Consider the following 14,143-nt stretch of genomic DNA (forward strand, 5'->3'; position numbering starts at 1 on the left):
CCAGATGGAATGCCACTTGTGTGGGGACTACGCTGGCTCGGAGTGCCTCGTCAATCGCGGGTGTACGGTCCTGATCTTATGCTGGGGTTGTGTCAGCGGGCAGCGCGGGAGCAGATTCCAATTTATTTGTACGGCGGTGCGCCAGCGGTACTAGAACGGCTGCGATCGAACTTAGAAGAGTGGTTTCCGGGTCTGGCGATCGCTGGCACCCACGCCCCGCCGTTTCGTTCCCTGACGCCAGCGGAAGATGCCGCCGATATTGAGCAAATTCGGGCATCAGGGGCGGCGATCGTCTTTGTAGGGTTGGGCTGTCCGAAGCAGGAACGATGGATGGCGCAGCACCACGGAAGGCTTCCAGCAGTCATGGTTGGCGTAGGTGCGGCGTTTGACTTTCACAGCGGCAGGGTTTCCCAAGCGCCCCGCTGGATGATGGCGCGAGGACTGGAGTGGCTCTATCGCTTACTCAAAGAGCCGCAGCGGCTGTGGCGACGCTACCTGATTTATAATCCCGCTTTCATCTGCCTGTTTGGCTGGCAGCTGTTCCAGAACTGGCTTCAACGAGTAAGAAATCTGAGCCCGTAGTCAGTTTTCGGCGCCCGATGCGGAATACTGAGCCTACATCGACTCACGCATCGCCCCCGATCGCCGCTATGGACAGCTTTCCAGGCAACACACTCCCAGCTACAAGCGACATTCGTGCCCCCCGACAGCTCCGCCTCACCGTCCTCTGGACAAAGCATGGACAGCGATCGCTAGTTCTACTGCTAGGGGATGTACTGGGACTGGCGCTAGCATGGCACCTTGCCGCACACTTAAACCAATTCTATTCGCCGATTCCTGCTGCGTTGAGTTGGTTTGTTTGGTTCGGGTTACCAAGTCTATTCTGGGTGTTCGCGGTTGTAACGCTACTGCTGTTCGCCTACAACGGGCTGTACGGCTCCGCCAGCCAGTGGAAAAATTACTTGCGCTCAAGCAAGTTCATCAGTTTGGTGTACTTGCTATCGCTGGTTGCGAGCTATTTCTACGACCCAAAGCTGGATGCACCTCGATCGCTGTTCTTCACGGCTTGGTTCAGCAGTGTTGCGCTTGTTGTCGGGTTTCGCGCCATCAACGCGCTACTACCGTTTGAGCAGACGCAAACTTCCCTGTTTCTGATTGCTCCCGCAGAGCGCTTAGCGACTTTAACGCGGGTGCTGAAGCAGCGATCGCGCCAGCCAATCGTCGGAACAGCAATCTCAACGTCTGCCAGCGATGCCGATCTTCTACAGACGATCATCGCGTCGGGAGCCAGAGAAGTTTTAGCCGAAGGTCTGCCGCCGACTGAGCTTGCCTCTAGCCTGTATTGGCAATTGCGGCGGGCAGGAATCACGCTGCGACTGCTGCCGTCGAGTCTAGAGATGCTGCATCGTCGCGGCGTGCCAGAGGTTGTCGCAGGACTGCCGACGCTGCGGTTGGAAGCGCCACTCCTAAGCGGCTGGGATTACCGCCTGAAGCGGTTGACTGATATCGTAGGTGCGGCAGCGGGTTTGCTGCTGCTGTCGCCGCTGTTTGTCAGCGTGGCGATCGCTATCAAGCTCTCGTCACCTGGTCCAATTTTCTTCTGCCAAGAGCGGGTCGGTTTACAGGGTCGTCTGTTCCAAATGTGGAAGTTCCGCACGATGGTGCCTAATGCTGCCGCCATGCAAACGCAATTAGAAGCTGCTAACGAAGCAACGGATGGCGTCATGTTCAAGCTGAAGCGCGATCCCCGCGTGACGCCGATCGGTCAATTTCTCCGCCGCACCAGCATCGATGAGCTTCCCCAGCTTTTTAATGTGCTACTGGGACAAATGAGCCTTGTGGGTCCGCGCCCCTTGCCGCTGCGGGATGTGAGGCGATTTGAACCGTGGCACCATGCGCGCCATCAGGTGCTTCCTGGCATTACAGGCTTATGGCAAGTTTCGGGACGATCGACGATCGACACCTTCCACGACGCCATACGCCTGGATTTGTACTACATCGATCATTGGTCGCTGAATCTAGACCTCGATATTCTGCTGGCAACCATCAGAATTGTTCTCCTCACACGTGGCGCTTACTGAGCAGAGGTCTGCTGACTCGCGCTCAGAGGTTAGTGTGTCAACCAGTTCTGGCTCCATCGCCAGTTTGGGATGCTTGCCATCCAGCAGGCAACTTACGGTCATGTCACCCATGACATCGATAACCGTGCGGCTGCGATCGGTAACCCAGTCCACGGTAATCAGAATTTGAACATACAGAGGAACAGTACGTCCAGACAGGCGAATTTCACGCCCAGCCTCGCCTATAAATGTGGGTCATCTATAATCCTGCCGGATTTGGCACACAATAGCGCGTCTCACCTAGGCCAGTCTAAAGCGAATGGCTGTTAGCAGCTAGAAACTAGCGCTTAATAGCCTTCTTCCTCGTACTCTGGAGCTTTGGTTTTCTCAGGAATGTTGACGGGTGGGGCCTTGTAGGTGCGTGGCTCTTCGTCTGCCCAAGCGTCTTCTTCTAGATCCTCGTACTGGTCGTCGTACTCTTCCTCAACATATGCCCGCTGTGGCTCTGGGGCACGTTCCTCGTAGCGATCGCGTCCGCTGGCTTCGCTCCAGTTGTCTTCTTCGTCATCGTCGTAGTAGGCGGGCGGTGGGTCCATGCGGCGGGCTTGCTGCTGGCGCAACTGACGCGGTTCGGGTTCGCCCCAGTTGTCGTCGTCCCAGTTTTCTTGCACCACAGGTTCCTTCTGGCGCACCGGGGTTGAAATTGGAGTGCGAAGTCCGGTACCGAGCTGATTGTCAGTGCGAACCGGAGCAACGTAATCGTCGTCTTCGTCACGCTCCCAAGGTGCTTTACCAATGCCCAAGCGTTCCAGCACACCAACCGAGAGCTGCACCAGCCGTTCTTCTGAGCCTTCGAACACGATAAGACGATCGGGTCCACTGCTGACGATCTCTTCAACGCCAAGCTCGTAGGTGCTGACGATCTGATCGGGGATCAGGGGAACACCCAGTGAGGCGATAATCAGCGACGTAACTCGTCCGCTGTCAATATCAAATTTGTAGCCCCGGACTTTTCCCAGCAGGTCTCCGGTTTCAGTGATCACTTCGCAGTTAATCAAACTGCTGTAAGTCTCGACATCAATGTCTTCGATGACGTCTTCGTCATCGACCAGGATCACGTCTCCGATCTGGCGAATGCTAGTCAACATCATCGGCTGTGGCGTGCCATATAGTAGGTTCGGGCGCAAGCTCAGCGCCACCACTTCCTGACGATCAATATCGACCCACAGTTGGCTGATAACCCCTAGCTTTTTACCCGTATCGCGAGTGACAACCAGGGTGCCCAGAAGGTCAGAGCGTTGGCGAATTTCTTCAGATGCCATTGTGTCCCGAATCCTACGTGTGAATTCTGAATTACTATAACAAGTTGGCTGTTAGTTCTTAGTTCTTAGTTTTTGGTAAAGCACTAACGGTCCGCAGCGTTTCCTGTGATTACTATAAACTAATCGCTAACGACTATTAACTCACTACGATGAAGCACTTTGGGGCAGAAGGTTGATGCCCAAGACTTGAGTGTGTGCTCCTCGCGCCTGAGTGACGCCGATCGTGCGATCCGCCGATTCGATCATCGGTCGCCGCAGACTCACCACCACAAACTGAGCCAGTTGTGCCTGCTGTCTGATCATTCTAGCTAATCGCTCCACGTTTGCCCCATCCAAGAACATATCCACCTCATCAAAGGCGTAGAACGATGACGGACGGTAGCGTTGGAGAGCAAAAATGAAGCTCAGCGCTGTCAGAGACTTTTCGCCACCCGACATGGAGGCGAGTCGCTGGACGGGTTTTCCTTTAGGGTGGGCAATCAGGGTGAGTCCACCATTGAACGGATCGTGCGAATCTTCCAGTTGCAGAGAGCCGTCGCCGTCGGACAGAGTCGCAAAAATGCTTTGAAAGTTCTGATTCACGGCATCAAAGGCTTCTTTGAATGCTCGCTGCCGCAGCGTCGTGAAGTTCTCTATTCGCAACAGCAGTTCGGTGCGCTCTTCTTCTAGCGTTTGAAGCTTTTCCGTCAGTTCTTCCAGGCGTTTCTGAGTGCGATCGTACTCGTCTAGCGCCAGCATGTTGACGGGTTCCATAGCTTGAATCCGCTTTTGCAGCGATCGCAGTTCGTGCTGTAGCGCCGCTAGCTCTGGCGCATCAGCAGGAATCTCTGGCAGCGGCTCTGGAAGCTCTTGGCGCTGGGCGTCTAACTGCTCATGTAATGCAGCGAATTCTTGCTGGCGTGTCTGCTGAGTTTCGCGGATTTTTTGCTGCTGCCACTGGAGCTGCTGCTGCTGCGTCTGCTGCTCCCGCAGTTGCCGCTCCACGCGATCGCGCTCTTGCTTTTCGGTCCCTAACCGCTGCTCTAGGACTGACAACGCCGATCGCGTCTCTTGAATCTGCGTCCGAATAACGGCTGACTCCTGATTAGCTGCCGACTGCTGCTGGAGCTGATTCGTCTGCTGCGTCCGGCAGTCTTGCAGCCGAATTTGCGCCTGCTGGAGTTTTTCCTGTTCGCGCTGGCGCTGGTTGTCCAACGTCCGCAGGTGCTGTTCAGCTGTGCGCAGAGCTAGCTCGCGCTGGTTTAAATCCGCTTCTTGAGCGCGGAGAGCGGTTTGGATCTGCTGCCATTCACTGTGGGATTGGGACTGCTCTAGCTCTGTGAGCGTTTGGCGCAGCTGGTTTAGATTGCGTTCCTGCTCAGGGATGGTGGCATCTAGTTGGTGCAGGCGAACTTGGGCGATCGCCAATTCCTGCTGATTTTGCTCTCGCTGCGATCGTGTTTGAGTGCTGCCTGCGTCTAGACTTTTTATTTCAGCGGCAAGCTGCTGGGACTGAAGCTGGCATTCGCGATGCTGCTGCCGTATTTCAATCAGGTCTTGCGTCCGCTGCTTTGCGAGCTGGCGAGCGCGGTGAATGCTGTTGTCGCAGCGCTCCAGAATGGCGTCAATTTCACGCAGGCGATCGCGCAGACTCAAAACCTCTGCCGATTCGCTGGCGTCCGCCGTACCGAAGTGGATCGATGAGCGCGATGCCGTGCTGCCTCCAGTCATCGCGCCGCTAGTTTCCAGGAGTTCTCCATCCAGCGTTACAATGCGGTACTGCCCCAAGTACCGACGAGCCGCATTGAGAGTTTCAAACACAGCGGTTGAGCCAAAGACATAGGCAAACACATCGCGGTAGCGCGGCTCGAAATCGATCAGATGAATCGCAAAATCAACACAGCCCGCGATCGATCGCGCCTCCCGACTAGAAGGAGTTCGTCCAGGCTGTAGCTTGTTCAGCGGCAGAAACGTCGCGCGTCCGGCGCGTCGCTGCTTTAACAGTTCGATGCCTGCTGCCGCGATCGAGTCGTCCTCCACGACTAAATGCCCCAATCGTGCTCCAGCAGACGTTTCTAGCGCCAGCTGATAGCGGGGATCGACGCGCCCCAGTTGAGCCACCAAGCCGCAGACGCCGGGCAGTCCCGTTTGCAGAATTAACTGGGTCGCGTGGGTGCCCTGTGCTTCGCGCACTGCCTGAGTTTGCGCTTCTAGCTTGTCTAAGCGTCGCTGCTTGTCGCGCTGTTCGCTCAGCAAGCGGGTCTGCGTTTCCTGCTGAAGCTGTAACTCTTGTTCCGCAGCCGCGACGCCTTCAGCGAGGGATTGCACCTGCTGTTGCAGGGCGATCGTTTGCGCTTCAACCTCGACATGCCGAATGCGCTTCTCGGCAAGCTGCTGGTCTTGGGTGTCGATCGAGTGCGTCTGTTCGTGGATCTGACGCTCTAGCTGGTGGGTACGCTCCCGTAGACGCGCTTGCTCGGTCCGCTGCGGCTCCAGCGTGCTAATTAGCGAATCAATCTGGTGGTGCAGGGCAGTTTGCTCTTGCACCCAAGCCTCAGCGTTGGCAGCAGAGGCGTTAGCCGCTTCGCGGCTTTGCTCCAGTACATGGCGAGCGTGGTCTCGCTCTTGTTGCAAGCTAGCGATCATGCCTACCGCCTCTGTTTGCTCCGCGGCTAAGCGTTCTGAGGTGTGCTGATGCTCCTGAATTTCTTGCTGGGTGCGGTTGATGGTGCCAATCAATTCTTGGCTTTGCGCTTGGAGGTCGTGCTCTTGCCGCTGCAACTGGCGCAGCTCAGCTTCGCGGGTCGCCAGCGTAGACTGCAAGGTAAGCTGTTCGTCTTCGCCTAGCGCTCGAACGCGCCGGTTCAGCGTTTCTAGTTCTGTGGTGGTTTGCTGAATTTGGGTTGCCAGAGCCGTCAATTGAGTCGTGAGGTCCGTGATCTCCCGCTCATCTCTGGCGGCTTGCTCTTGCAAGCGCCGGGCTGCCTGTTCCGATTGCCGATAGCGTAGCACGATCTCCCACTGCTCTTTTGTATGCAGTTCAATGCGGAGCTTCTGATACTTTTCAGCTTTGATGCGGTCTTGCGCTAGTCGATCGCGCTGGTCGATTAGTTCTTTCTCGACAATGTGGTAGCGGTCTTCCCGGTCTTTGACCGCGTCCAGTTTTTCCTTTGCCTGATTAATTTTGCGATCGAACGTTGCCACACCCGCCAGCTCATCGATGATCTCCCGTCGCTCTCGGGGGTTCATCGTAATAATCCGCGTTACGTCTCCTTGCAGCACAACGTTGTAGCCTTCTGGGTAGACGTGCAGCCGCGCCAGTTCTTCGTGTAGCTCCGTCAGCGTGCAGGACTGTCCGTTGATGTAGTAGTTGGAGATGTACGTCCCTTGCTGAGTTACTCGCAGCTTTCGGGTGACGCTCCATTCATGGATGGGTGACGCTCCGTTCTGCTCCCCATCCGTTTCCCATTCGCCATGCCTCACATCGTCCCCAATCTCAAACGTGACCGTGACGCTAGCTTCTACGCTCGATCGATTCCGCGAGCTTTGAGCATGATTGACCAGATCCGGCAGTCGCTCCGCTCGCATTCCCTTCGAGCTTGCCAACCCTAAGCAAAACAAGAGTGCATCAAGCAGGTTGGATTTCCCGGAGCCATTAGGTCCAGAAACCACGGTAAACCCTGGCAGCATTGGAATCGGCGTTGTGCCACCAAAGGACTTGAAGTTGGAGAGTTCCAGGCGTTTAATGTACACAGGCTGCCCAAGCCGTGGGACGAAATAGTGTTCAGTGTAACCGCTCAGCTTAGTGCCGAACGGAAATTTCCCGATTCTTTCTATTCATAACATGAATAGAACAGACGTTCTACAATTCAAACAAGTTTTTGCTAAAAATTTTGGCTCAGCCATCGTCATCCGATCATTTAAGCTTCAAAACGATCGCCCAGCCCTCGCATCGTGCGATCGAACTGCACACAAGATACACAAAGACGCCCCATTGCTGAAGCGTCTCTACACTCACTTGTTCCGTGCTCTAGGAATTTTTCAGAAGTTCGGCGATCGCCTGCCGCTCTGGTGGGTGATGCGTCGGTAGCTCTTGGCGAGTATCGGTGATCAGCCAGTCAAGCGAGGCAGCCTGCACGTCAATCGTCGCTCCGGTTTTGTCTACACAGTAGCGACCAAATACCAGCTTATCAACCAAGCGGACGCCGGGTCCCAACCGAGCGTATTCAAAGATAACGCTGTTATCGACTGTAGCACCGCTGCATATCCAGCAGTTTGGACCAATCATCGTCGGTCCAATGATTTTTGCGCCGTCTTCAATGTGGGTCATGCCGCCGATATAAACGGGACCCTGAATGTCCACTTTGTCCCAGTTTGCCGAGACGTTGAGTCCGGTGTAAATGCCCGGAGCAATTTGCTTGCCGGGAATTTGCACGTTCTTGACTTCTCCAGTCAGAACGCTGCGGATTGCCCGCCAGTAGTCAGGCGTTCTGCCAATATCAACCCACTCAAAATCCATCGCAATGCCGTAAAACGGTGCGCCTTTCTCGACCAGCTTAGGAAACAGTTGACTGCCGATGTCAAATTCTACGCCGGAAGGAATGTAGTCAAAAATCTCTGGCTCAAAGATGTAGATGCCCGTGTTGATAGAGTTGCTTAATGCCTCCTCGATCGACGGCTTCTCCTGAAAGGCTTTGATCTTGCCGTCATCGTCAGTGACAACTACGCCGTAGCTAGGCACTTCCTCGCGGGGCACGGTTTTCATGACGATCGTGGCGATCGCGCCCTTCTCCTTGTGCCACTTCACTGCTTCAGTCAGGTTCAGATCGATCAACGCATCGCCACAGAGAACAACGAACGTATCGTCAAAAAACGGCGAAAAGTCTTGAATCCGCCGCATACCACCTGCGGAGCCAAGTGCCTGTCCTACCAGCTCCTCATCGACAATTTTGCCCTCAAACGAATAGGCAATTTCTACGCCGAAGTGCTGCCCATCTCGGAAATAGCTTTCGATTTCACTAGCAAGATGGCTCACGTTGACCATAATTTCCGTAAATCCGTGCTGCCGTAGCAGCTCCAACAAAAATTCCATCACTGGCTTTTGCAGGATGGGAATCATCGGTTTGGGAATAGTGTAAGTAATCGGACGCACACGAGTTCCCTTGCCAGCTGCCAGAATCATGGCTTTCATCGCTAGTTCTCTCCCCAATCCTTAGCCACTAAAGTTTAATCGAGCCAATCAGAATCCCTAGAGTAGGTTCCTATGAGAAGTATTCCCTATCCGGACCTTAGTGGGCTATCCCACTGAACACAAACTGACTGAGTTTTAGCCGTAAACTACTGACGTTCCTTCTCAAACTAACCATAGCAGGAGACAGAAGTCGTAGTTAATCGACTTCGTTCAGTCACTTCGACGTCCACCTGCTCAGTTCTAGCCAACGCTTGCTGAATTTAACAGTACTCTTCATCAAATCTACATGTCTATGTAAGGGTACGGAGAATCAGTCGGGCGAGACGATCGCGGCTGCATCCGCTACATCGGTCAGCGTTCCCTCTAGCAGGCTGATTTTTAGATCGCGGTAGAATTCTTCCTGCGCCAATTCCACCTTCGATTGAGCAGAGAGCAGCAGGAGTGCCCAAAATATGCCGACTCGATCGTGGTTAGGTGAAGGGGGCGGAGATGGAGAGTGGGGGGTAGAGTTGATTTGAGACCACAAATCAATCACAAGATCGAAGTCGATCCACGAGTGCCCTTGGGTGAGAGTGGTCCAATGCTCGGTGAAGAACTGCTCTAGGGCGATGGCCATTTCCGAGAGGTTTTCCTGGTGAGCAAGTTGAGCGATCGCCCGGATTGCCTGCTGGCGAGACTGGGGGCGAGGACGCCGCATTCGATGGCGGGGGGTGGGATCATCTAAAGCAGTGGCGATCGACTGGAGTTGATCAATCAATTCCTTTAGCGTCACGCGCCGTCGCTGCGGAGGTTGCGCAACGGCTCGTCGTCGTAGCCGCCGCTCTAGAAACGGCGGCAGAGCTGTTCCAGCCGTGCCTTCTAGTTCTAAAAATTCGGCTGCCTCGTCAGGATTCACGACGGTTTCTGACGTCTCGGTTTGCGTCAGGCTTTCCGCCTTGAGCAGCAGCAGCATGGAGGCATACAAAAATGCCTGCCCTGACTGGGACAAGTTCGCCTCCGGCTCTCGTCCAGTCCCTTCGAGTGGGTTGAGTTCGGTCAGAAAGCGATCGATGACATCGATCACCTTCACGTCCCACGGATCAATTTCGCCCCGTTCTGCCAGGTCGATTAGCAGGGCGATCGCATCTTGGGCTAGAGAAAGGGACATGGGTAAAGGGGATGAGAGAACGGGGTGACGAGTAAGGAAACGTTCGTACTCCTCGCTGTCACCCCTCATGCCTCACGGTCTAACGAGAGATCCGAACAAAGTAGACAGCTGCCAAAACAATGAGTCCGAGGAGTGTCAGGGGAACCCAAAGACTCCACGGGTTGAGTGGTGTAATCAGGTCAGAGGGAAGCATACACTTCCCTTAGATCTTCTGTTGTGAGAGAGCATCCGGTAGACAACGTTTTCAGACTCCCCAACAAACGCTCGTTTAGATATCGTTGCGCCTACTGCGCGTAGACTTCGGTTGCTTCGGCGTCTTGAGCGATCGATTGAGCTGCAGGCAGCAGGCGCTGTTGCTCCTGAATCTCCGCTTTGTAGCGCTCTACGTCTTCCTCCAGCTTTTGGATCACCGTATCTTTGTCGCGAACTTGGCGGTTTGTGTCTGCCATCCGCTGTAGCTGTGTCCAGACACTGAAGACCCACGCCAACACGGCTCCCACTCCCATCGCCAGAATGAGTTCGATCGAGAGCGGCGCTTGAAGCTGCACCCCTTCAACAATGCGGATCACCGCAGGCTCCGTGTTCTCAATGCCAAACAGAACCAGGGCAAGGCAAATCACGAAGATGATTACAAAGTTGATTTGTCGCATACCGATTTCCTAATGGTTGCAAGTCACTGATGGTCTCGAAGATGCCGACGGACGATCGCCGACTCTCGGACATGCTAATCCATGTTGTAACAAAGGCACAGAGAAACTGTGCAGGATTGCAGAATTGTTTTATTAAGAGTGAGAGATTAAACTTTTACGATGCAAGAGCACGGAATGTCTAGAGGCGACAATGACTAATGCCACGGCAAAAGCCTGAGTCAGTATGGCAAAAAACAGCAATCTCACCCATCTAGACGTAAAAAGTTACTGTCCAGAGCGTAGGGTGAGATGTTGATATCGAGAAGCCGCGCACTGCACAAGTGGCTGCTTACCGTTAGCGGTCACAATTAGATAACTTTTCAGGTCTTCTTTTTAGGGTTTGTTGACAAGCCTTACTCATCAACCAACTAGAAGAGTCTTAAGGAGCTTGTGTAGAACGATCGAACACTTTGCGCTACTCCCTCACGGTTGACACGGGCAAAGACTCAGATGCTCAAGCTCATAGTTAGGACGCAGAAGCTGCTGTGATACAGCTAGTCAGCCGCGCCTTCATTCTCCCGACCTGCACCCTCTTGATCACCTTCATCGTTCATCCGATTTCCGCCATCAAAGCGTCGTCTACCAAAACGACCTGTGTTCGTACGTTTGCGGAATTTGCGAGCGTAAGCCTGATTGCGGAGAGCCTTTTCTTTCTTTTGATTGCGGCGTTTAGCCATGTTTACCTCTTGTGAAACCACCGATTGAGCGAGACACAAACCATCCAAGCCAGCCTACCTCTCGGTCGCTGACCTAGTTGAATCTTTTAGTCGCTGAGAAGATCACTTTAACATACTCTATCAAAGTCACTGGGCGTTGCCCAATCTACGATCGCCCCAAGCAATGTCACAGATGACTGCGACATTCAGCGCACTGAAGGCAGTTTAGCCCTTCTATAGAACCTGACTCAGAACAAAGCAGAGCGCCGCACTACCCAACGGCACGGTCAAATTGTCAATGCCAAATTTAGAGAATGCCTCTAATCCCGTTGCCACGATCGCCACACTCAGCGCAATCAGCCAGGTTTGCCAACTTACTCCCTGAACCGCCAGGAGAATTAGGCTGCTGACCACAAAGCTCACCAAGCCCATTGTCAAAGACCCTTCCCAGGACTTGTGCATGTCCCAGAGCTTGTAAGGGTGCTTGCCAAAGCGCTGCCCGATCAGCGCCGCCAACCCATCGCCCCAGGTCATGACCAATACACCCAGAACAGCGTAGTGTGGGCTTCCTAGCGACCAGAACCAAGCAACCAGCAAGCCAATACTGACCGCATAGAAAAACGTGCCCAAACTCTTGCGTCCAATGCCATTAATGCTAGACAGAATTGGCAAGCGGTAGGACAACAAAGTGAGGACGCTAAACAGGACTGATGCCCCAACGCCAACCCAGGCTGGCGTTTGAAACCACCACGCGAATAAAATGACGTTGCCCGCTCCAATGTGAACAACCTTTCGCGCCACCTCCGGTCCTGCCGCCTTGTTGCGATACAGCCATTCTGCAAGCGATCCCACCGCTGCTAACCACGCTGCCACGATCGCCACTTGCACCCAAAGACCAGGAACCGCATTAAACCAAGACGACAAAAGCATTTCGTAGAGGCTAGGGGTTAGGGCAACGGCTCCACCTGTGCTAAGGAGCATCGTTTGCCACGACTACTGTCTTCACTCTAGTGGATTTTTTCACCTGTGAGCCGTCTCAAGCAGCGATTTCAGCACTGCGATTCGTCATTAAATAAGCACCCCCTAGAAGCGCATTGAGCGATCGCGCCACTAGTTAGACAGGCGCAATTAGTCAGGGTCGCGAAACATATCCAACTGCTCGATCGGCGTTGTAGCTGCCGCGTAGGGTTTGGCAGATTTTTCTTTGACTGAGTGCCCGTTCTGACCGCCTTTACGCAGCCCGATCGCAATTTTGCTGTGCTTCTCGATTTGCGTCATCACCTGCCGGGCTCGCTGAATGACCGAAGTGGGCAGACCCGCTAAGCGTCCGGCTTCAATGCCGTAGGATTTATCGGCACCGCCCGACTGAACTTTGTGCAAAAACACGATCTGGTCTGGCATCTCCTTCACCGTCACTTGATAGTTTGCCACGTTGGGCAAAATCGACGCCAGTTCGTTCAATTCGTGGTAGTGAGTCGCAAAGATGGTACGGGCGCGAATCTCAGTTGCCAAATGCTCTGCCACCGCCCACGCGATCGACAGTCCGTCAAACGTCGCGGTACCTCGTCCAATTTCATCCAGCAGCACGAGTGATCGCGGAGTTGCGTGATTCAAGATATTCGCTGTCTCGTTCATTTCCACCATGAACGTCGATTGCCCAGTCGCTAAGTCGTCTACGGCTCCAACACGGGTAAAGATGCGATCGCAAACCCCCAAGTGCGCAGCTTGTGCCGGAACGAAACTGCCCATTTGCGCCATTAGTTGAATCAGTCCGACTTGGCGGAGGTAGCAGCTTTTGCCGCTGGCATTGGGTCCGGTAAGGATGATTAGATCGGGTGAGGAGTCAGGAGTCAGGAGTGAGGAGTCAGAAGCTCCCAACTCCGTAGAATTGGGCACGAAGAAGCCTGCGGGGAGCGATTGCTCGACGACGGGATGGCGACCTTCGACGATCGCAATGTCGCGGCTATTGGTCATATTGGGGCGGCAGTAGCCTTGGTAGACGGCAAGTTCAGCCAAGCCACAGAGCACGTCGATCGCGGCGATCGCACGGGCAACGGTGCGAATCTGGGCGGCTTCATCACCGACGTGCGATCGGACTTGAGCGAAGATGTCGTATTCTAGGCGGTTGATTTCGTCTTGTGCCTGCCGAATTCGGGACTCGCGCTCTTTCAGCTCGGTTGTAATGTAGCGCTCTTCGTTGGTCAGGGTTTGCTTGCGCTCGTAGCCATTGGGCACTTGGTCTTTGGCTTTGGCACGAGAAATGCTGATGTAGTAGCCGAAGGCTTTGTTGTAGCTAACTTTGAGTGTGGGAATGCCCAAGCGCTCTCGTTCGCTAGCTTCCAGATTCTTGATCCAGGTTTGGTCCGCTTCGACTTGCTGCCGCAGATCATCGAGTTCGGCATGAACGCCCGATCGAATCAGGTTACCTTCGGTCAGGTAGATTGGCGGATTTTCGACGAGGTGTGATCGGAGCTGTTTGCCCAACTGCTCCAGAATTGGCGGCACTGCCTGCACCGCTTGCAAATAGCGGGAGCGCGCCGATTCAACGAGACGCGACAGGTCCGGCAGCCGCTCTAGCGAGTCCGCCAGCGCCACCAGATCGCGCGCATTTGCAGTGCCCGATCCGGCTCGACCCGCCAATCGTTCCAGGTCATAAATCTGCTTTAGTAGACGCTGCAACTCTTGGCGCAGCGGTCCGTTATCTACCAGTTCCTGAATCGTGTCTTGGCGCGATCGAATGTTCTCCAGCTTCAGCAACGGTTGCAGCAGCCAGCGCCGCAGCGCCCGACTGCCCATTGCCGTCACGGTCTTGTCCAGCGCCCACAGCAGCGAGCCGTGAAACGTGCCGTCACGCACCGTCTGCGTAATTTCTAGATTGCGCCGCGTCTGGTAGTCGATCACTAAGTATTCCGACAGCGTGTAGGTGCACGGCGGCTGAAGTGGCACCTGCTGGAGCGATCGCGACTCCGGCTTCCCACTTCCTGCTCCCCGTTCCCCCGTTCCCCGCTCTGAAGTCGTCTCTAAATACTCCAGTACTCCTCCAGCCGCCCGCACGGCTAGAGGCAAGTGCTCGCAGCCGAAGCCTTCGAGCGATCGCAC

The 14,143-nt window shown here is 54.6% G+C and carries 10 protein-coding genes; 2 read left to right on the forward strand and 8 right to left on the reverse strand.

The window, feature by feature from the left end; all coding sequences use genetic code 11:
- The coding region (locus H6F43_RS05670) for a WecB/TagA/CpsF family glycosyltransferase (RefSeq protein WP_190341530.1) at positions 1–582 on the forward strand (582 nt) is incomplete at its 5' end.
- Between the two features lie 17 nt (positions 583–599).
- Positions 600–2,081 carry a sugar transferase gene (locus H6F43_RS05675; RefSeq protein ID WP_242025359.1) on the forward strand — a complete coding sequence of 494 codons (1,482 nt, stop codon included), beginning with the start codon at positions 600–602 and terminating at the stop codon, positions 2,079–2,081.
- Positions 2,082–2,407: 326 nt separating this feature from the next.
- Here the strand turns inward: H6F43_RS05675 and H6F43_RS05680 are convergent, their stop codons facing one another.
- The 8 genes from H6F43_RS05680 to mutS all read right to left on the reverse strand — a co-directional run.
- Positions 2,408–3,382 carry a PRC-barrel domain-containing protein gene (locus H6F43_RS05680; protein ID WP_190341532.1) on the reverse strand — a complete coding sequence of 325 codons (975 nt, stop codon included), beginning with the start codon at positions 3,380–3,382 and terminating at the stop codon, positions 2,408–2,410.
- A 144-nt stretch (positions 3,383–3,526) separates the two neighbouring features.
- A complete protein-coding gene (smc, locus tag H6F43_RS05685) occupies positions 3,527–7,114 on the reverse strand; it encodes a chromosome segregation protein SMC (RefSeq protein ID WP_190341534.1) in 3,588 nt (1,195 codons plus the stop codon).
- Between the two features lie 277 nt (positions 7,115–7,391).
- Positions 7,392–8,552, reverse strand: coding sequence for an NDP-sugar synthase (locus H6F43_RS05690; RefSeq protein ID WP_190341536.1), 1,161 nt, complete (start codon positions 8,550–8,552; stop codon positions 7,392–7,394).
- A gap of 310 nt (positions 8,553–8,862) precedes the next feature.
- On the reverse strand, positions 8,863–9,699 hold the full coding sequence (locus H6F43_RS05695; protein ID WP_190341538.1) for a segregation/condensation protein A: 837 nt from the start codon (positions 9,697–9,699) through the stop codon (positions 8,863–8,865).
- A gap of 284 nt (positions 9,700–9,983) precedes the next feature.
- Positions 9,984–10,349: a LapA family protein gene (locus tag H6F43_RS05700; protein ID WP_190341540.1), complete on the reverse strand. Its 366-nt coding sequence runs from the start codon at positions 10,347–10,349 to the stop codon at positions 9,984–9,986.
- Between the two features lie 533 nt (positions 10,350–10,882).
- Entirely contained in the window at positions 10,883–11,065 is a 183-nt protein-coding gene (locus H6F43_RS05705) for a hypothetical protein (protein ID WP_190341542.1), read from the reverse strand.
- Between the two features lie 213 nt (positions 11,066–11,278).
- Positions 11,279–11,974, reverse strand: a complete 696-nt coding sequence (locus H6F43_RS05710; protein WP_190341548.1) for a diacylglycerol/polyprenol kinase family protein — start codon at positions 11,972–11,974, stop codon at positions 11,279–11,281.
- A gap of 198 nt (positions 11,975–12,172) precedes the next feature.
- A partial coding sequence (gene mutS / locus H6F43_RS05715; protein WP_190341545.1) for a DNA mismatch repair protein MutS occupies positions 12,173–14,143 on the reverse strand: 1,971 nt, incomplete at its 5' end.

This window comes from Leptolyngbya sp. FACHB-36 (genome assembly GCF_014695955.1).
Lineage (GTDB): Bacteria > Cyanobacteriota > Cyanobacteriia > Leptolyngbyales > Leptolyngbyaceae > FACHB-36.

Excerpts from the sequence above, each read along its gene's own strand:
- H6F43_RS05675 (WP_242025359.1), top strand. The coding sequence starts at position 600 with ATGCGGAATACTGAGCCTACATCGACTCACGCATCGCCCCCGATCGCC.
- H6F43_RS05680 (WP_190341532.1), bottom strand. The coding sequence starts at position 3,382 with ATGGCATCTGAAGAAATTCGCCAACGCTCTGACCTTCTGGGCACCCTG.
- H6F43_RS05690 (WP_190341536.1), bottom strand. The coding sequence starts at position 8,552 with ATGAAAGCCATGATTCTGGCAGCTGGCAAGGGAACTCGTGTGCGTCCG.
- H6F43_RS05695 (WP_190341538.1), bottom strand. The coding sequence starts at position 9,699 with ATGTCCCTTTCTCTAGCCCAAGATGCGATCGCCCTGCTAATCGACCTG.
- H6F43_RS05700 (WP_190341540.1), bottom strand. The coding sequence starts at position 10,349 with ATGCGACAAATCAACTTTGTAATCATCTTCGTGATTTGCCTTGCCCTG.
- H6F43_RS05705 (WP_190341542.1), bottom strand. The coding sequence starts at position 11,065 with ATGGCTAAACGCCGCAATCAAAAGAAAGAAAAGGCTCTCCGCAATCAG.
- H6F43_RS05710 (WP_190341548.1), bottom strand. The coding sequence starts at position 11,974 with ATGCTTTTGTCGTCTTGGTTTAATGCGGTTCCTGGTCTTTGGGTGCAA.